We start from the raw sequence: 18,318 nt of genomic DNA on the forward strand, positions 1-18,318 counted from the left end.
TGACCATGTGTGAGGGGCGGCGGGGCCCGAGGTCCCGCCGCCCGGTCGTATCCCGGCTTGTGGCGCGCCCCGTGCCGCTACACTTCCCCATGCCCCCTCGCGGCCCCCGGGCCCGACGCCGGCCTCCTTCCGCACAGGTCATTCCGCATCCGTGTTCGATAGACAAAAGAAAGGCGAGCGCGCCGTCCTCGTGCTCCCGCATTCCCGTGGCGAGGGCGACACCGTCCGCCGCGCCGAAGAGTTCACCGAGCTGGTGAGGTCCGCCGGTGCCGAGGTGCTGGGCAGCGTGGCCGCCCGCGTCGAGGATCCCAATCCGCGTTTCTACATCGGCACCGGCAAGGCCGACGAAGTGGCCGAGATGGTGCAGGCGCTCGACGCCGACCTGGTGCTGGTGGACCACACCCTGAGCCCGGTGCAGGAGCGCAACCTCGAAAAGCACCTGAAGACCCGCGTGGTCGATCGCGCCGGCCTGATCCTGGACATCTTCGCCCAGCGCGCCCGTTCGCACGAAGGCAAGCTGGAAGTGGAACTGGCCCAGCTCAAGCACGTGGCCACGCGCCTGGTGCGCGGCTGGACCCACTTGGATGCCCAGCGCGGCGGCGCCATCGGCAACCGCGGCCCCGGCGAAACCCAGCTGGAAACCGACCGCCGCCTGCTCGCCGAGCGGGTGAAGATGCTGACCAAGCGCCTGGAGAAGGTGCAGGTGCAGCGCGGCCAGCAGCGCCGCGCGCGCCTGCGCAATACCGTGCCGCGCGTGGCGCTGGTGGGCTACACCAACGCCGGCAAGTCCACGCTGTTCAATGCGCTGACCACCGGCGATGTATTCGCCGCTAACCTGCTGTTCGCCACGCTGGACCCCACCGTCCGTCGCCTGGATGACCTCAGCTGCGGTCCGGCCGTCATCGCCGACACCGTGGGCTTCATCCGCGATCTGCCGCACGACCTGGTCGCGGCTTTCCGCGCCACCCTGGCCGAGGCGCGCGACGCCGACTTGCTGCTGCACGTCAGCGATGCCGCCGACGAGGAGCGCGAGTATCTGCGCAAGGTGGTCGATGGCGTGCTGGAGGAGATCGACGCCGGCGACGTCCCGCAGCTGCGCGTGATGAACAAGATCGACCTGGCCGGCGCCGAGCCGCGCATCGACCGCGACGACGAAGGCCGCCCGGTCGCCGTGTGGCTTTCCGCCGCCACGGGGCAGGGGCTGGACCTGCTGCGCCAGGCGCTGGGCGAACTGCTCGGCGGCGAGCGCGTGCGCTCCGAACTGCGCCTGCCGCTCACCGCCGGCCGCCTGCACGCACGGCTGAAGGCCGCAGGCGCCATCGCTAGCGAGAACGTGGACGAAGATGGCTGGCACCTGCACATCGATGCGCCGCGAAGCGTCATCGCGCCGCTGAGCGGCGGCAGCCCCGCCGAGGCGGAATTGCTGCGCGGCGTGCTGGGCGATCGCCGCGACGAAGCCTGACCTGCCTGACGCCCTCTCCCCTCCGGGGGAGGGGCTTAAGCAGCGACTTTATCCCGTCGCGATCACCGAACAACATCGCCACTCGCGCCAAACACTTCCCCGCAGGCGCCGTCCCTCGTTCGCCGTGACCCAAAGCAGGCCTCGCGCCAGCAGCTAAGAGACCCGCTCCAACGCCGCGCCAAGGCCTCCCCGACCCCCGGCCGGCCGCCCCGAACCACGGGACCTCCCCAATCCACCTCTGCTAGAATGCCCATCGTTTTGTGCCGCTTCCGGCCGGGCGGACCCTTGCCCTGCCGCGACACGCCACCATGATGCTTTCCGACCAAGGTGCTTCCGGCCGTTGTTGCCGGCCTCCCAGCGGCCTCAAGGAGACTGACAATGGCCTGGAACGAACCCGGTAACGGGCAGCGCGACCCCTGGGGCAAGAATCGACAGACGCCCGGCAAGTCCGGCCTGGACGACACCCTCAAGCAGCTTCGCAACCGCCTTTCCCGCCTCGGCGGCGGCCCCGGCGGGGTGCTCACCATCGTGCTGGCGCTGTTGCTGGCCTCGCTGCTGCTCAGCAGCTACACCGTCATCGACGCCCGCCAGGCCGGCGTGGTGCTGCGCTTCGGCCAGTACGCGCGCACTTTGCCGCCGGGCTTCCACTTCAAGCTTCCGCGCCCGATCGAGACCGTCACCAAGGTCAGCACCACCGAGGTCCGCTCGGTGTCCGACAAGGTGCGCATGCTTACCAGCGACGAGAACATCATCTCGGTCGACTTCAACGTGCAGTACCAGGTCTCCGACGCGCGCAAGTACCTGTTCTCGCTGAGCGGCCAGCCGGAAGACACGCTGCGCCAGGCTGCCGAGGCCGCGGTGCGCTCCGTGGTCGGCGCCAACGTGATGGACAACATCCTCACCAGCTCCACGATCGAGCAGGTCGCCACGCCCGCCGCACCCTCGACCACCGCCGCGCCGGTGGCGGCTGCGCAGGCCGCGGTCACCCAGGCCGCCGCCGCCCAGCAGGCGCGCGACACGCTGCAGCAGCAGACGCGCGAAATTCTCCAGGCCACGCTCGACAGCTACGACGCTGGCCTGGCCGTCACCGACGTCAGCTTCCAGAACGTCTCGCCGCCGCAGGAAGTGAAGGAGGCCTTCGACGACGTCAACGCCGCGCGCGAAGACAAGCAGGGCACCGAGAACAAGGCCCGCGCCTACGCCAGCCAGAAGATCCCCGAGGCCAAGGGCGAAGCCGCGCGCATCCTCGCCGCCGCCCAGGGTTACAGCGCCGAGCGCGTGGCCCGCGCCACCGGCGACGCCGCCCGCTTCGAGCTCATCCTCAAGGAATACCGCGCCGCGCCCGACGTGACGCGCCGCCGCCTGTGGCTGGAAACGGTGGAGGACGTGATGTCCAACACCTCCAAGGTGTTCGACGGCACCAACGGCCGCAACATGATCTATCTGCCGCTGGACCGCGCCGCGGCGCGCGACCTGCCGGGCGTGGGCACCGTCGCGCCGGCCGCCAGCGATGCGTCGGGCAAGGAGAAGCAGCCATGAAATTCCTCGCCGGCGTCATCGTCGCGCTCGCCGTCCTGCTCGGCTTCAACAGCGCCTACGTCGTGCACGAAGGGCAGAGCGCCCTGGTGCTGCAGTTCGGCCGCATCGTGCGCACGGGCGACACCCCGGGCCTGCACTTCAAGGCGCCGCTGATCCAGCAGGCCATCCTGTTCGACAACCGCATCCTCACCCTGGAGGCGCAGCCGGAGCGCTATTTCACCTCCGAGAAGAAGAGCGTCAACGTCGACTTCTACGTGAAGTGGCGCATCGCCGACAACGCGGTCTACTACCGCGCCACCGCCGGTGCCGAGCTGCAGGCCGCCAACCGCCTGTCGCCGATCGTGAAGGACGCACTGCGCTTCGAGTTCAATGCGCGCACCCTGCAGGAATTGATCGCCGGCGGCCGCAAGGACATCACCGAGCGCGTGCGCAAGCAGACCGACAACGCCGCGCGCAAGAGCCTCGGTATCGCCGTGGTCGACGTGCGCATCAAGCGCATCGACCTGCCGGACGAAGTGAGCGAATCGGTCTACAAGCGCATGCGCGCCGAGCGCTCGCAGCTGGCCAACGAATTGCGCTACACCGGCCAGCAGGCCGCCGACACCATCCAGGCCGACGCCGACCGCCAGCGCCAGGTGATCCTGGCCGATGCCGAGCGCGATGCCGCCAAGACCCGCGGCGAGGGCGACGCCCAGGCCGCGGCCATCTACGCGCAGGCCTATGGGCAGGATCCGGAATTCTTCGCCTTCTATCGCAGCCTCGGCGCTTACCGCACCTCGTTCCAGGACGGCAAGGGCGTGCTGGTGCTGAAGCCGGATTCGGAGTTCCTGAAGTACTTCAACGACGGCGCGAGCAAGCGCTGAGGCCGGGCCGTGCATGCCGCATGACCTGGCCGCCGCGCTGTGCCTCGTGCTGGTGATCGAGGGACTGGTGCTGTTCGCCTCGCCGCGCGGTTGGCAGTCGCTGGCGCGCGAGGCGCTAAAAATGGAACCCAGGCGCCTGCGGATCTTCGGCGCCGTGGCCATGGCGGCCGGGTTGCTGTTCCTGCGGCTGGTGCATTGACGCGCCGCCGCCCGTAAAGCTTTCGATTCAACATCCTCCGGCCCCCCGATGGGGCCAACCAACGAGAGAAGATCATGGGCAAGTCAGTCGTAATCCTCGGCGCGCAATGGGGCGACGAAGGCAAGGGCAAGATCGTCGACCTGCTGACCGAGCGGGTGAGGGCGGTCGCACGCTTCCAGGGCGGCCACAATGCCGGCCACACGCTGGTCATCGGCGGCAAGAAGACCGTGCTGCACCTGATTCCTTCCGGCATCCTGCGCGACGACGCGCTCTGCCTGATCGGCAACGGCGTGGTGCTCTCGCCCCAGGCGCTGAAGCAGGAGATCGAGGAGCTGGAAGCCCAGGGCGTGGAAGTGCGCTCGCGCCTGAAGATCAGCCCGGCCACGCCGCTGATCATGCCGTACCACATCGCCGTGGATAAGGCGCGCGAAGCCGCCGCCGGCAAGAGCGCCATCGGCACCACCGGCCGCGGCATCGGCCCGGCGTACGAGGACAAGGTCGCCCGCCGCAGCGTGCGCGTGGCCGACCTGATGTATCCGCACGAGTTGCCCGAGAAGATCAAGGCCGCCGTCGAGTACCACAACTTCATCCTCACCCAGTGGCTGAAGGCCGAGCCGGTGGACTTCCAGCAGGTGCTGGACGACGCGCTGGCCTATGGCGAGTTCATCCGCCCGATGGTCGACGACGTCGCCACCATCCTGCACGACGTGCGCAAGGAAGGCGGGCACATCCTGTACGAAGGCGCGCAGGGCGCGCTGCTGGACATCGACCACGGCACCTACCCGTACGTCACCTCGTCCAACACCACCGTCGGCGGCGCGCTCGCCGGCACCGGCGTGGGCGCGGGCGACATCGACTACGTGCTGGGCATCTGCAAGGCCTACGCCACCCGCGTCGGCGGCGGTCCGTTCCCCACCGAGCTGCACGACGACATGGGCGAGCGCCTGCGCAAGGTCGGCAACGAGTTCGGCGCCAGCACCGGCCGCCCGCGCCGCTGCGGCTGGATCGACCTGGTGGCGCTCAAGCGCGCCGTGCAGATCAACGGCATCAATGGCCTGGCCATCACCAAGCTCGACGTGCTCGACGGCCTGCCCACCATCAAGGTCTGCATCGCCTACGAATACCGCGGCAAGCGCCGCGAACTGGCCCCGCTGGACGCGGATGGCTGGGCGGAGTGCAAGCCGGTGTACCTGGAATTCCCGGGCTGGGAAGAGTCCACCGCCGGCATCCGCGATTGGAACAAGCTGCCGGCCGCGGCGCGCGCTTATCTGCGCGCGGTGGAAGAGCTGTCCGGTTGCCGCCTGGCGATCGTGGCGACGGGTGCGGATCGTGACGACACGATTGTGCTGGACGATCCGTTCGCCTGATCGCTCCGTGAGCTCGCTAGACGAAAAGGCCCTTCGGGGCCTTTTTGTTTTGGAGCGTGGGCGCGTCTGGACGGCTTCGTCTTATGCATTGCGTTCCCGGGCTCGGCTGCCGTTGCGCTGAAGAATTCTTTTGTCTTCCAGGGTTGGTGGCAAAGCATGCACTTCGACGTAACGCCATCGTCAGCGCATCTTCCGCATAGCTTGCCCAGACCTGAGCCGCGCCTGTGGCGGGTATGCCCGAGATTGGCATGGTCTTGGCCAACGGTTCTTTCATGCTCATCCATGGCATCTGCAAAACTGGATATGGCTCGGCAGTACAGTCCAGTTGGCAAGCAGACAAGCGCCTGTCCGCTCGTCGTCCGCTTCCATCCCCACCACATCCTTTCCACACAACGCTGACCCCCCGCGTATCACCATCGTCCCTCCCGTGGCAGGAGCGGACGTCATGAGCAGTACAGGCAATCACAGCGACGACAAGCAGCGCGACACGGTGCCGCGTCGCGGCGATCAGGCGCAAGGTGGCATCGGGCATGAAGCGGCCGTGGCTGGTCGGCGCGACATGAATCCGGAGACGGGTATTCCCAGCGGGCCGATCGGCAAGCAGCACGTGCGTGTGTCGAACCATGTCACGGAGGACGGCGACGAAGCTGGCGAAGCGTCGGGCTTTACGGGCGACGACGGCCAGCATGTGCCTGCCAGTACATCGGCGCAGCCGGCGGATCTGGCGCCGGAGCAGGCGACAGCACCGGAAGATGGTGTCAGCGGGCGCAGCGGGACAGGGCAGGCGAAAACGCATCGGCCGTTCGATGAAAGCGAAGGCAAGCAGACGCAGGGACAGCCGGTGGATCCCGACAGCGAGGCGTCGGAGCCGCACGTGGGCGCGAGTTATCAGTCCGGCGGAACGCGCGAGGATATGGCGCAGCAGCTGGAGGAGCGCAAGGTACAGGAGCCGGGTGGCGGTGCGCCGCAAAATCCCTCGGGAGCGGCGGATCCTGCGCCGGGTTCGCAACCGGGGCGGAATCGAACGCCGGGGGATCGTGGGTAGCGGGGCGTCGTTGGCGCGCCGACCGCGTTTGATTTGGCGCGCGCCGTCGGGACCTTCGCTCGATGCAGACGTGCCGTTCGATCCACGCAACAAAGGAGATGGCCGATATGCCCAACGATTTCTCATCCTCCCGTCGCCGCGTGGTGCAGGGCGCCTCGCTCGGTTTCGCGGCGTCGGTCGTGCCGCCGATCTTCGCTGAGCCGCAGGCGAGGGTAGCCGTCGACGGTGCGGCCAAGCCGCTGTCCGACCCGCGCAAGGGCTACCCACAACCTCCGTTCGCCGAACAGAGTCAGCCATGGCCCGGGTTGGCCAGCCGGATGCAACCGAAGCCGGACCACGGCGAGACGAGTTATCGCGGCAGCGGGCGGCTGCAGGGACGCCGCGCGCTGATCACCGGTGGCGATTCCGGCATCGGACGCGCGGCGGCGATTGCGTTCGCGCGCGAAGGCGCGGACGTCGCCATCGCTTACCTGCCGGCGGAGGAGGAAGACGCCAAGGAAGTGATCGAGCTGATCCGCAAGGAAAATCGCAAGGCTGTGGCTCTGCCGGGCGACATCCGCGAGGAGGCGTTCTGCCGCGAGCTGGTGCAAAAGGCGGTGCAAGGGCTGGGCGGGCTCGATCTGCTGGTCAACAATGCGGCGCGGCAGCAGAGCCATCTCTCCATCGCCGACATTCCCACCGATCAGTTCGACTGGACGCTCAAGACCAACCTCTACGCGATGTTCTGGATCACCAGGGCCGCGCTGGAACACATGCCCGCAGGCGGTGCCATCGTCAACACTGCGTCGGTGACAGCATACGACCCGCCAGAGAACCTGCTCGATTATTCGATGACCAAGGCCGGCATCATCGCGTTCACCAAGTCGCTGGCCAAGCAAGTGATCAAGCATGGCATTCGCGTGAATGCGGTCGCTCCCGGACCGTTCTGGACACCGCTGCAAGTGAGCGGTGGGCAGACTAAGGAGAACCTGAAGCGCTTCGGCGCAGATACGCCGTTCGGCCGCCCCGGCCAGCCGGCGGAGCTGGCGCCGATCTACGTCGCACTTGCATCCAGCGAGGGGACGTACATCACGGGTCAAGTCTTCGGTGCGTCCGGCGCCAAGGCGCCGTGAAGAGCGATGCGATCCAGCGCGTGAAACGGTTGTGCGCCCTTGCACAAACGGCGGCATTGCCTTGGTGAAAAGGCCGTGCGTTGACTGCTTTGTGAGGTAGATAAAAGTCCGCAGGGCAAACGCAACCTATGGTTGCGCGCAGCCATGGTCGGTTCCAGGCGGCCGAAGATGGTCAGCGGGTCGGAGTGCTCCAGTGACTTCGGCTCGCGATTGGTTTCTCCCCCTCCGTCACGTGGGCGCCGTTACCCGAGCGGTGCCATCCCCACGTCGACGGACCTATTCCGACAGAAGCAGGGCCGTGTTGGGCGGCCCTGCTTTTTTTGTGGCGTGCGTGCGGTGGATCAGGCCGCGAACATATGCATCGCTGCGTACTGCAGCAGCATGATGGTCTTGCCGTCGACGATCTCGCCCTGGCGGACCATGCCCATGGCTTCGTCGAAGGGCAGTTCCAGCACTTCGATATCCTCGCCTTCGCCCTCGAGGCCACCGCCATCGCCAACCTTCTGCGAGGCGTCGTATTCGGCCACGAAGAAGTGCAGCTTTTCGGTGACCGAGCCTGGGCTCATGAAGGCCTCGAACACCTTGCGCACTTCGCCGATGCGGTAGCCGGTTTCTTCCTCCGCCTCCGCGCGGATGCGCTCCTCGGGCGTGGCCTGGTCGAGCAGGCCGGCGGGCGCTTCGATCAGCATGCCGTCGTGGCCGTTGACGAAGCAGGGGAAGCGGAACTAGCGCACCAGCACCACGCGGCGCGTGTCGCGCTGATAGAGGAGCAGGGCGGCGCCGTTGCCGCGATCGTAGGTCTCGCGCTGCTGGCGCTGCCAGGTGCCGTCGGCGCGGCGGAAGTCGTAGACGGTTTTCTTGAGCAGGTACCAATCGTTCGACAGCACCTGGCTGTCGATCACGCGGACCCGTTCGGCGGTGGTGGACATGGGGATTTCCGGCTGGACAGGGGGGCGTCAGGTAACGTATCGTGCAGTTTCGTGCAATGTCAATGAATTTTGTGCAGACACCATGCTGACCAGCCAGCGCAAGCAAGCCATCCTTGCCGCCCTGAAACGGGACGGGCAGGTCGTCGCCAAAACCCTGAGCGAAGCTTTCGGCGTCTCGGAGGACACCGTCCGGCGCGACCTGCGCGAACTGGCCGCGGAAGGCCTGCTGCAGCGCGTGCATGGCGGCGCACTACCGGCGTCGCCGGCGATGGCGGACTTCGCGCACCGGCAGCAGATCGGGCCCGAAGCGAAGTCGGCCATCGCGCGCCGCGCGGCGGCGATGGTGCAGCCGGGCCAGGTGGTCTTCATCGACGGCGGCACCACCTGCGTGCAACTGGCACGCAGCCTGCCGCCCACGTTGCAGGCCACGGTGATCACGCACAGCCCGAGCATCGCCGTGGAACTGGTCGAACACCCGGGCATCGAGGTGGTGCTGATCGGCGGCCGCTTGTTCAAGCATTCGGTGGTGGCAGTGGGCGCGGCGGCCATGGAGGCGATCGCCCGCGTGCGCGCGGAGCTCTACTTCATGGGCGTCACCGGCGTGCATCCCACGGCGGGCCTCAGCACCGGCGATTTCGAGGAGGCGAGCGTGAAGCGCGCGCTGATCGAACAAGCGGCGGAGGTGGTGGTGCTGGCTTCCGCGGAGAAACTGCACGCGGCATCGCCCTACGTGATCGCGCCGGTGCAGGCGGTGCAGACGCTGGTGGTCGAGGGGGACACGCCGGAGGCGGTGGTCGCGCCGTTCGAGGCGTTGGGGATGGCGATCGTGCGTGCGTAGAGGTAGCCAATCCATGGCGTTGGTGTAAGCCGGAGGCTGACGTCGACAGGGCATATCTGACGCCACGATGTCGAATTCGCCTACGGTGCACCCCAACCCACATCGAAAAGAAATGGGGCCCGGTCATCGACCGGGCCCCTTTTCACTTTTTCACTGCACGTTGAGGTTGACGTCGTCCAGCACGAACGAGGTCTGCAGCGAGCTGTCCTCGGTGCCCGTGAACTTGATGGTCACGGTCTGGCCGATGTACGCGCTGAGATCGAACGTCTTCTGGGCATAACCCGACGCGGCGTTGAGGTTGGAGTACGTCGCCAGCGTCTTCAGCACCGTGCCGCTGCTGTTGAGCACCTGCACGTTGAGCTTGTCGTACGCGGTCGAGGTGGTGGTCTCGGCCGTGTCGACGTGCAGGTAGAACGTCAGCGTCGCGGAGGTCTTGCCGCTGGGGATGGCCACCGATTGCGAGACAGTGTCGGTATGGCTGCTGCCGTAGCCGTCCATCCACGCGAACCAGGTGCCGCCATGCGCGGTCTCGCCACTGCAGCTGCTATTGCTGCACAACACGCCGGAACTCATCGACCACGGCGTCGCCGAACCGGTCTCGAAGCCCGGGTTGCCCAGCAGCTGGGTCGCGCCGCCGCCACTGCTCACAGTTACCGAGGCGCTCTTGGAGCTGGTCTTGCCGCTGGTGCTGTCGGTCACCGTCTCGGTCACCGTGTAGGTACCGGCGGCCGCGTAGGTGTGGCTCGGGTTGGTGGCGGTGGAGGTGCCGCCGTCGCCGAAAGTCCACGAATGCGAGCCGATGGTGCCGCCGCTGTCGGTGGAGCTGTCGGTGAAGGTGGCGGTCAGGCCACTGGTGACGAAGCTGAAGTTGGCCGTCGGTGTGCCACCGGTGCCGCCACCGCCGCCCACGATCGGGTGCGAGATGTCGCAGCGGTTGGTGTCGTTCGACCAGGTGCCTTGCATGGCGAAGCTGCCGGTATTCATGCTGACGTTGGCGCTTGCGCCCTGGCCGGAGCTGATCCACGCGCACTCGTCGGCGTTCTCCTGGCCGTTGTAGCTTGAGCCGGTGTGGTTGGTCCAGCCGCCGGCCGGGTTCTGGTCGGTGATGGTCTCGGCGTACTCGTGGCCTTCCACCAGCGAGAATCCGTCCAGGTTGCCCGCGGTGCCGCTGTTGACGAAGTTCTGGCCGCAGCTGGAACCCATGTCGAGCACGTAGGGCATGTTGGTGAAGGCGATATCGCCGTATGGCGAGCTCACGCCTGCGTCGCCGTTGTAGTCGTGCCATGCGCAGAACTGGCCGCTGGAGGTGTTGAAACCGTCCGGGTGCGTGCCGGTGGGCGACAGGATGACGTACTGCACGTAGCGGTTGGACGCGGCGGTGGTGTTGCCGAAGTGCGCCGCGGCCTTCACCGCTTCCTGGGCGAGCTGGGCGGCCGTGGCGTTACTGGGCGACGCCGCCGAGTTGTCGTACCAGATGCCAGCCAGCGTGGCGCCGCCGGTCGGATAGCCGACGAAGGATACGCCGCTGCTCGGGCACGAGGTGGCGCCGGACGCCACGCCGGAACCGTCGCAGTACTGCGTCATTACGCCGGACCAGAGTTCACCGTTGGTGCCGAGGCCTTTGAACATCTTCTGCAGATAGGGCACGGCGCCGGCGGAATCGCCGGACAAGGTCATGTTGCCGCTGGCGTCAGTGCTCGCCGTGCCCCACTGCGTGCCGTACACCACGAGGTAGACCTTCGGCGTGCCGCTGGTGACGCCGATGCCGTCGACGCCTCCACCGTAGCTGAGCGTCTGCGTGCCGGTGGCCGCCGTGGTCGCCGCGTGCAGAGCATTCCATTGCTGCATGCGGCTGTGCGCTTCGCGCGTCGGCACTGCGCCATGGCGGTACGAGTGCGCATAGTTGGGGGCGTAAGGGTTTTCGGTTCCGCTGGTGGGATTCGCCCCGGCCGATGCGCTGCTGGCGCCGGCGGCGATTGCGCTGCCCGCGAAGGCGAGCAGCGCGGTCATGGCGGTCAGTGCCATGGCGGTTACCGCGTTGGAACGTGCTTTCATGAGTGAATGACTCCCCAGTTGAGGTTTTCAGGGACGAGCGCGCCCGATGCGGCCGCGCGGACCCCATGCACGAGTGTTTGCTCCGACTTGCGCCGGTCTTGGTACTGATGCTCCCCGCGAATTCCGGACTGCTTTCCCCTGACAGCAGTGGACGCGGCGCGTGCCCGTGCGGCGCTTCCTTCCGGAATATCCGTCAACCCCTCCCCGGGTTGGCGAATTGACGACGATATAAATACCGGGACCGTCGCGGTCAATCGGATTTTTGGGCGTTATGGATAATGCGCGGCTAATCCTGTGTGCGATTTTTGAGTGGCGCAATTAATTGCGCGCCTTTCTTGCGGCGAGAATAATTCCCGAAGCCGTTTTCATTGCAGATGCGAGCCAGCAGCGACGCGAGCTGCCGAGGGCCTGAATTCCAGCTTTGCGCGAAGCTTTCGCGTTGGGTGAAAAAGGCGTGGAGAGAATTTTTCGGATATTCGCTTTCCGCGGTAATTAATTACGTCATGGAAAATGCGATGAGGATCACGAAGCGCTTTTCCGGCGTAGAACGATCCAAGGGCCGATCGGGCCTTCCGAGCAGAAGCCGCCGTCTTTCATGTCTTGGTCTTTTCAGGCCATCGGCGGGCGCCAGGCTCATAGCTGCATGGCTACATGACTTCCGGGCCTGCCGCCGGCCCGCGCAGGCGGCGACCATCAGGGGAATGGCCGGCCAAGGGGGGAATGTCGCCGGTCTTCCCAAGGATCATCCCGGCTTCGCCGGTCCCCATTTCTATTCAAGGAGCTGACATGCGCCGTAGCACCCTGGTTTCCGCGATCGCCCTGGCGTTCGCGACGGCCTCTCTGAGCGCCGTCGCCGCCGTACCCGCGGCCAAGCACAGCGTCGAACAGACCACCATCACCCAGCTGCCGCGCAGCGTGCGCCCCACGCACTACGACGTGGCGGTGACGCCGCATGCGGACAAGCTGGCTTTCGACGGCAAGGTCGCCATCAAGGTGGATGTGCTCGAATCGACCAGCAGCATCACGCTCAACGCGCTCGGCATGAGCTTCTCGGAAGCCACCCTGACGCCGGCCGGCGGCAAGGCGCTGACGGCCAAGGTGGCCGTGGACGAAGAAAAGCAGACTGCCACCTTCAGCTTCGACAAGCCGCTGGCCAAGGGCAGCTACACGCTGGCCATGACCTATACCGGCAAGATCGGTACCCAGGCCAACGGCCTGTTCGCCATCGACTACGACACCAAGGCCGGCAAGAAGCGCGCGCTGTACACGCAGTTCGAGAACTCGGACGCCCGCCGCTTCATTCCTTCGTGGGACGAGCCGAACTACAAGGCCACTTTCAATCTGACCGCGACCGTGCCGGCGGACCAGATGGCCGTGAGCAACATGCCGGTCGCCAAGAAGAGTGACGCCGGCAATGGCCTGGTGACGGTGCAGTTCCAGCCGTCGCCCAAGATGTCCACGTACCTGCTGTTCTTCGGCCTGGGCGACTTCGACCGCGCCACCGCGATGGCGGGCAAGACCGAAGTCGGCGTGGTCACGCAGAAGGGCCTGCTGTCGCAGGCGAGCTTCGCGCTGGATTCGGCCAAGACCATCCTGGCCGAGTACAACGACTATTTCGGCACGCCGTATCCGCTGCCCAAGCTGGACAACATCGCCTCGCCGGGCCGCAGCCAGTTCTTCGGCGCAATGGAGAACTGGGGCGCGATCTACACCTTCGAATACGTGCTGCTGCTCGACCCCACCATCTCCACCCAGGCCGACAAGCAGAACGTGTTCTCCGTGCAGGCGCACGAGATGGCGCACCAGTGGTTCGGCGACCTGGTGACCATGCGCTGGTGGGACGACCTGTGGCTCAACGAAGGTTTCGCTTCGTGGATGGAAGCCCGCACCACCGAAAAGCTGCATCCGGAATGGAACACCAAGCTGGAGCAGGTGGACGTGCGTGAAGGTGCGATGGGCCGTGACGCCATCGCCACCACGCATCCGATCGTGCAGCACGTGGAGACGGTGGAGCAGGCCAGCCAGGCTTTCGACGCCATCACCTATTCCAAGGGCCAGGCGGTGATCGGCATGCTGGAAGGCTATGTCGGTTCCGACGCGTGGCGCGATGGCGTGCGCCTGTACATGAAGCAGCACGCGTACGGCAACACAGTGTCCGACGACCTGTGGCGCGCGATCGAGACCGCTTCGAAGAAGCCCATCACCGACGTCGCCCACGACTTCACCCTGCAGCCGGGCATCCCGCTGATCAAGGTGGACTCGGCCACCTGCGCCGGCGGCAAGACCACGCTGCAGCTGAGCCAGGGCGAGTTCACCCGTGACCGCCCTGACAAGAAGCCGCTGTCCTGGCGCGTGCCGGTGATCGCGCAGGCCCTCGGCGGCGCGCCCGCCCGCACGCTGGTCACCGGCGGCAAGGCCACTCTGGAAGTGCCCGGTTGCGGCGCCGTGGTGGTCAATGCCGGCCAGAGCGGCTACTACCGCACGCTGTACGGCGCCGAGCAGTTCGCTGCGCTGAAGGACAGCTTCGCCAAGCTGCCGCCGATCGACCAGCTCGGCATGCTGGGCGATACCTGGGCCCTGGGCATGGCCGGGCTGCGCCCGTCGTCCGACTTCCTCGACTTGGTGCAGGCGACGCCGAAAGACGCCGATCCGCAGATCTGGGGCGACATCGCCGGCGATCTCAGCGGTCTGGACGGCTATTACGAAGGCGACGCGGCACGCCAGGCGGCGTTCCGCAAGTTCGCCATCGCCAAGCTGGGTCCGGCCTTCATCCGCGTGGGCTGGGAGCCGAAGGAAGGCGAGGCCTATCCGGTGAAGATCCTGCGCACGCAGCTGATCGGCACGCTGGGCAACCTGGGCGATCCGTCCGTGCTGAAGGAAGCGCGCCGCCGCTTCGACGCGCAGGACAAGGATCCCAAGGCCATGCCGCCGGCCCTGCGCCGTACCATCCTCGGCGTGGTCGCCCGCAATGCGGACGCCGCGACCTGGGATCGCCTGCATGCGATGGCCAAGGCCGAGAAGACGCCGCTGGTGAAGGACCAGCTCTACACCCTGCTGTCGATCAGCCGCGACAAGGCGCTGGCGCAGAAGGCACTGGATCTGGCGCTGACCGACGAGCCGGGCGCCACCAACAGCGCCGGCATGATCAGCGCGGTGTCCATGCAGCATCCGGAACTGGCTTTCGATTTCGCCGTGGCGCACAAGGCCGAGGTGGACAAGAAGGTGGATTCCAGCGCCAGTAGCCGCTACTACCCGCAGCTGGCTTCGCGTTCGCTGGACTCGGCGATGGTGGGCAAGGTGAAGGCGTATGCCGAGAAGTATCTGGCGGAGGGTTCGCGCCGGGATGCGGATACGGCGGTGGCGAACATCGAGTATCGCATCAAGGTGAAGAATGAGCGGATGCCGGCGATCGATGCTTGGTTGAAGCAGCACGGTGGCTGAGGTTTGTCTTGGTGGTTTGTGTTTTTGGGGCCCGCGTAAGCGGGCCTCTTTTTTTGGGTTGGTGGTGGCTGGGCAGGGACGTGGGTTGCGGCTCGCGGCTGGCGGCCGAACTCAACCAGAGAGGTTGGCTCTCTTTTTCACTTGGCCGTCTTGCGTGCCTGAGTGAAGCGAGCGGCGTAGGTTGGGGTGAGCCTGCGAACCTCAACGGATGCTAAGGGCGCTTCGCCCCATCCACTCGTCATTCCGGCGCAGGCCGAAACCCAGTAGCGCGACACGGCTCGGTTGTCGCCTTACGGCCAGTCTGGTCTCGCCCAAAGGGCGAGGGTTTCGCTCTCCTGCCGGAGAGCGAGTTACTTCTTCTTTGCTTGCCCAAAGAAGAAGTAACCAAGAAGAAAGGGCCCCCTGCGCGGCGCCCTCCGCAGCCTACGCTGCTCCGGGTGCGTTGAGGGCTGGCCGGGCTTTTCGACAGGGCATCCATGCCCTGATCGAAAAGGCGGGGACGTCCTGTCCCCGCCCGCCTTCGGCGGCCTGATCGTCCAGCCCTCACCGCCGCGAAGGGAACCCGGCAGATCAAGAGCGCGACGGAGCGTCGCTTCGCTCGCTCTTGTTTTTGCTTTTGCTTTGCCTCGGTACCGCACTTCTCCTTCTCCCCTCCGGGCGACCCGAAGGTAGTCCCCGTGGGAGAGAAGGCGGGATGAGGGGTGGGTGCTTGCGACATCGTCTGAGATGCCAGGCGTGCGCTTACGAACCCCAACAGCGTATGGCGCGCCTCACGCCCTCAGCTCGTCACCGCCTTCTGTGACCCGCTCACTCCGCGTGCCAGCATCGCATCACGAGCTATGGTCCAACACGATTTTCCAACCATCGGCAGTCTTCTCCCACAGCAACGAGAACACCCCGTCGTCTTTGGGAGCAGCGCCGTGCGCGGTGCGGTCGAGGTGGAAGCGGCCGGTGACGGCGGCGTAGTGAGACTGGCCGTCGGGGCAGGGGAGCAGGCGGACGTCGATGTCGGAGTAGGTGAGCGTGCCCATCTGCTCCTTGGTGGCGTAGTGCTTCTTGTAGCTTTCCAGGATGCGCGCGTAGCCCTGGCGGATGGTGGAGCCGATGAAGGTGGTATCCGGTGCGTCTTTGTAGGGTCGCACGAAGCTATCGAGGTCGCCGCGGTTCCACGCGGCTTGCTGGGCGGCGAGGACGTCGCGGATCGCCATGGCCTCGTCGGTCGCGTGGGCGCAAGGGATGAGCAGCAGCGTGGCGAGCAGGAAGGCAAAGGTCTTGCGCATGGCGTGACTCCTGGTGGCAAGGGACATCCGCTGACGCTCGTCAGCTAGGCGGATCAGTGCATCGATTTACGGCGTAAAGCCCACGGACTCCCACAGCGGTGCGGGGTCATAGACGCTGCCGTCCGCGATCGTCTTGGCGATGCGCCGCGTGTTGCGGATGTCTGCCAGGGGATCTCCGTCCAGCAGCAGCATGTCCGCGCGCTTGCCCACCTGCAGCGTACCGACCTCTTTGTCCAGGCCGAGCACCCGTGCGGGCACGCTGGACGCGGCCTGCAGTGCCTCCATCGGCGTGAAGCCTGCCTGCACGTAGATCTCCAGTTCGCGGTGCAGCGAATAGCCGGGTATAGCCTGGTCGGTGCCGGCGACGATCGTCAGTCCCTGGCGGTGCAGTTCGCGCAGCGTGGCGAGCAGCAATTCGTAACGCTTGCGGGACTTCTCGACGTCTTCCGGCGATGCCCCGATCCCGTTCAACGCCGCGGCCAGCGGTTTGGCCACATGGTCGATGCCGGGTTCGAACGTATCGATGGGCGTGCTGGCCGGGTGCGTCATCAACTCGAACAGCGCGGTGGTGTCGTCGAATACCGTGCGGTGCCGTTTGAACAGGGCCAGCTGGCGTTTGGCGTCGGGTGTGGTGAAGTCGGGCTGCGGCAGCGGTTCGCCACGCCGCATGTGCAGCAAATCGCGCGTGACGAAATGGATGTGATTGATGCCGTCGTAGCCCGCCTCGACCGCCTGCGCGGTGGTCATGCCCTCGGGCACGTGGCCGGTCACGGTGAGGCCGAGCTTGTGCGCCTCCTCGGCGATCACCGGCACTAAAGCCGGCTTCATGCTGCTGTAGATCTTGATCTGCACGGCGCCAGCTTCCTTGTAGCGCCGCACTACCGCGCGCGCTTCCTCCGGCGTGTCGGCCGTGACGGCGCCCAGCGCGATCGGACCGCTGCCGTCCACGATGCCGGCCACCAGCAGGCGCGGGCCGATGCCGCGGCCGGACTGGATGGCGTCGCGCACGGTGGTGATGTAGTCGAACTCGTTGCCGCAGTCGCGCACGGTAGTGACGCCGGCGGCGAGGTAGATCGGGCCCCATTCCACCTGCTCGTAATGCGCGTGCATGTCCCACAACCCGGGAATGAGGAATTTGCCGGTGCCGTCGAGCACATCCAGGCCGGGCTCGGACTTGGGTGCCGCGCCGGAAGTATCGATGCGCACGATGCGGCCGTCTTCCACATACACGGATGCATTGCGCTTTGCCGGCGCGCCGGTGCCGTCGATCAGGGTGGCGTGGGTGACGACGAGTTTCTTCGAGGCCGGTCGCTTGGCTTTTTCAGTGAGCTTCGCCAACGCCTCCAGGTTGTTGGCGGCGGCGCGCTGGATGAAGGTGGGCAGCGAGGCTTCGTAGCCTTCGCGCACGGCTTCGAAATGATCGAACTCGCTGTCGGTGGTGACCACCGCGGCCAGCTTCTGCTGGTCGTCCAGCCAGGCGGTCTCGTTGCCCCAGACCAGGCCGCTGATCACGTAGCCGTGCAGCTTCACCGGCTTGCCGTTGGCCTGGATCTCCAGGTCGCCGGCGGACTGGATCCGCACTTCGCCATCCGGCGGTACCGCGATGCGTTCCGGCTTTCCCTTGGCCAGCCAGTAGCGCAACAGCATCTGCTGCATGGCGACGGGCGAATAGCCGTCCACCAGAAAGGTGGCGTCCGTAGCCGGGTAGTCGCTGGTCTTGCCGTCGCGCACCAGGGTGACGCGTTGCGTTTTGGGGTCGAGGGTGAAGCGGTCGTGCATCGGCGACTGGCGCGAGGAGTTGCCTTCACTGCTCAGTGAAAGCGGATGGGCCGCGTCGATGGCGGTGAACTCGGTCTTCAGCGGCACTTCGGTGCCGCGGTCCTTGAAGCTGAAATCCGAGCGCAGGACGAGCCGTCCCTGGTCCTGGGAAATCGTATAGCTCTCCTTGCCGATGGCGCGGGCGAACTTGTGCAGCACGAAGTTGCCTTGTTCGCCGGCCGGCGTCTGCGCGAACAAAGGCAGCGGGGCAAGGACGAGCAGGGCGGCGAGGGTGAGCGAACGAGCGGATGGGTGCTGCATGGTGGCTCCCTGGGCTGCGGCGCGATCGGCATGGGCCGGGGCGGAGAAGGCCAAGCCCCGGCGCGAGGCGTGCGGATGGTGCGGGGCAGGGATTCGCTGCGCTCGCGCC

General features: G+C 66.4%; 12 protein-coding genes and 1 pseudogene. 9 read left to right on the top strand and 4 right to left on the bottom strand.

Annotated elements, in window-relative coordinates; genetic code table 11:
• Window positions 1–151: 151 nt before the first annotated feature.
• From hflX to RKE25_RS08280, 7 genes are all read left to right on the top strand, one after another.
• Complete coding sequence (gene hflX / locus RKE25_RS08250) at window positions 152–1,462, top strand: ribosome rescue GTPase HflX (protein WP_311841759.1); 1,311 nt, start codon at window positions 152–154, stop codon at window positions 1,460–1,462.
• 378 nt (window positions 1,463–1,840) lie between these two features.
• On the top strand, window positions 1,841–3,001 hold the full coding sequence (gene hflK / locus RKE25_RS08255; RefSeq protein ID WP_311841760.1) for an FtsH protease activity modulator HflK: 1,161 nt from the start codon (window positions 1,841–1,843) through the stop codon (window positions 2,999–3,001).
• A complete protein-coding gene (gene hflC / locus RKE25_RS08260) occupies window positions 2,998–3,864 on the top strand; it encodes a protease modulator HflC (protein WP_311841761.1) in 867 nt (288 codons plus the stop codon). Before hflK ends, hflC begins: the two co-directional genes overlap by 4 nt.
• Before the next feature lie 13 nt (window positions 3,865–3,877).
• Window positions 3,878–4,063 (top strand): DUF2065 domain-containing protein, encoded by a 186-nt coding sequence (locus RKE25_RS08265; RefSeq protein ID WP_311841762.1) that lies wholly within the window; start codon window positions 3,878–3,880, stop codon window positions 4,061–4,063.
• Between the two features lie 74 nt (window positions 4,064–4,137).
• Window positions 4,138–5,430, top strand: coding sequence for an adenylosuccinate synthase (locus RKE25_RS08270; protein ID WP_311841763.1), 1,293 nt, complete (start codon window positions 4,138–4,140; stop codon window positions 5,428–5,430).
• Between the two features lie 445 nt (window positions 5,431–5,875).
• Window positions 5,876–6,475, top strand: a complete 600-nt coding sequence (locus RKE25_RS08275; RefSeq protein WP_311841764.1) for a hypothetical protein — start codon at window positions 5,876–5,878, stop codon at window positions 6,473–6,475.
• A gap of 98 nt (window positions 6,476–6,573) precedes the next feature.
• Window positions 6,574–7,587, top strand: a complete 1,014-nt coding sequence (locus RKE25_RS08280; RefSeq protein WP_311841765.1) for an SDR family oxidoreductase — start codon at window positions 6,574–6,576, stop codon at window positions 7,585–7,587.
• A gap of 341 nt (window positions 7,588–7,928) precedes the next feature.
• Here RKE25_RS08280 and RKE25_RS08285 read toward each other — a convergent pair.
• Window positions 7,929–8,516 (bottom strand): annotated as a pseudogene (locus tag RKE25_RS08285) (NUDIX domain-containing protein).
• An 82-nt stretch (window positions 8,517–8,598) separates the two neighbouring features.
• On the opposite strand from RKE25_RS08285, the gene RKE25_RS08290 reads away from it, so the two are divergent.
• A complete protein-coding gene (locus RKE25_RS08290) occupies window positions 8,599–9,354 on the top strand; it encodes a DeoR/GlpR family DNA-binding transcription regulator (protein WP_311841766.1) in 756 nt (251 codons plus the stop codon).
• 150 nt (window positions 9,355–9,504) lie between these two features.
• Here RKE25_RS08290 and RKE25_RS08295 read toward each other — a convergent pair whose 3' ends face one another.
• Entirely contained in the window at window positions 9,505–11,409 is a 1,905-nt protein-coding gene (locus tag RKE25_RS08295; RefSeq protein ID WP_311841767.1) for a PKD domain-containing protein, read from the bottom strand.
• A 786-nt stretch (window positions 11,410–12,195) separates the two neighbouring features.
• Between RKE25_RS08295 and RKE25_RS08300 the strand changes: the two genes are divergently transcribed.
• Window positions 12,196–14,850, top strand: a complete 2,655-nt coding sequence (locus tag RKE25_RS08300; protein WP_311841768.1) for a M1 family metallopeptidase — start codon at window positions 12,196–12,198, stop codon at window positions 14,848–14,850.
• An 830-nt stretch (window positions 14,851–15,680) separates the two neighbouring features.
• Here the strand turns inward: RKE25_RS08300 and RKE25_RS08305 are convergent.
• Window positions 15,681–16,130 carry a nuclear transport factor 2 family protein gene (locus RKE25_RS08305; RefSeq protein WP_311841769.1) on the bottom strand — a complete coding sequence of 150 codons (450 nt, stop codon included), beginning with the start codon at window positions 16,128–16,130 and terminating at the stop codon, window positions 15,681–15,683.
• Window positions 16,131–16,196: 66 nt separating this feature from the next.
• Window positions 16,197–18,209 carry an amidohydrolase family protein gene (locus tag RKE25_RS08310; RefSeq protein ID WP_311841770.1) on the bottom strand — a complete coding sequence of 671 codons (2,013 nt, stop codon included), beginning with the start codon at window positions 18,207–18,209 and terminating at the stop codon, window positions 16,197–16,199.
• Between the last annotated feature and the right edge of the window lie 109 nt (window positions 18,210–18,318).

Source organism: Dyella sp. BiH032, assembly GCF_031954525.1.
Lineage (GTDB): Bacteria > Pseudomonadota > Gammaproteobacteria > Xanthomonadales > Rhodanobacteraceae > Dyella_D.

Bases quoted from the DNA above. Each gene is read 5' to 3' on its own strand.
- hflK (WP_311841760.1), top strand. From the start codon at position 1,841: ATGGCCTGGAACGAACCCGGTAACGGGCAGCGCGACCCCTGGGGCAAG.
- hflC (WP_311841761.1), top strand. From the start codon at position 2,998: ATGAAATTCCTCGCCGGCGTCATCGTCGCGCTCGCCGTCCTGCTCGGC.
- RKE25_RS08265 (WP_311841762.1), top strand. From the start codon at position 3,878: ATGCCGCATGACCTGGCCGCCGCGCTGTGCCTCGTGCTGGTGATCGAG.
- RKE25_RS08270 (WP_311841763.1), top strand. From the start codon at position 4,138: ATGGGCAAGTCAGTCGTAATCCTCGGCGCGCAATGGGGCGACGAAGGC.
- RKE25_RS08275 (WP_311841764.1), top strand. From the start codon at position 5,876: ATGAGCAGTACAGGCAATCACAGCGACGACAAGCAGCGCGACACGGTG.
- RKE25_RS08280 (WP_311841765.1), top strand. From the start codon at position 6,574: ATGGCCGATATGCCCAACGATTTCTCATCCTCCCGTCGCCGCGTGGTG.
- RKE25_RS08290 (WP_311841766.1), top strand. From the start codon at position 8,599: ATGCTGACCAGCCAGCGCAAGCAAGCCATCCTTGCCGCCCTGAAACGG.
- RKE25_RS08295 (WP_311841767.1), bottom strand. From the start codon at position 11,409: ATGAAAGCACGTTCCAACGCGGTAACCGCCATGGCACTGACCGCCATG.
- RKE25_RS08300 (WP_311841768.1), top strand. From the start codon at position 12,196: ATGCGCCGTAGCACCCTGGTTTCCGCGATCGCCCTGGCGTTCGCGACG.
- RKE25_RS08305 (WP_311841769.1), bottom strand. From the start codon at position 16,130: ATGCGCAAGACCTTTGCCTTCCTGCTCGCCACGCTGCTGCTCATCCCT.
- RKE25_RS08310 (WP_311841770.1), bottom strand. From the start codon at position 18,209: ATGCAGCACCCATCCGCTCGTTCGCTCACCCTCGCCGCCCTGCTCGTC.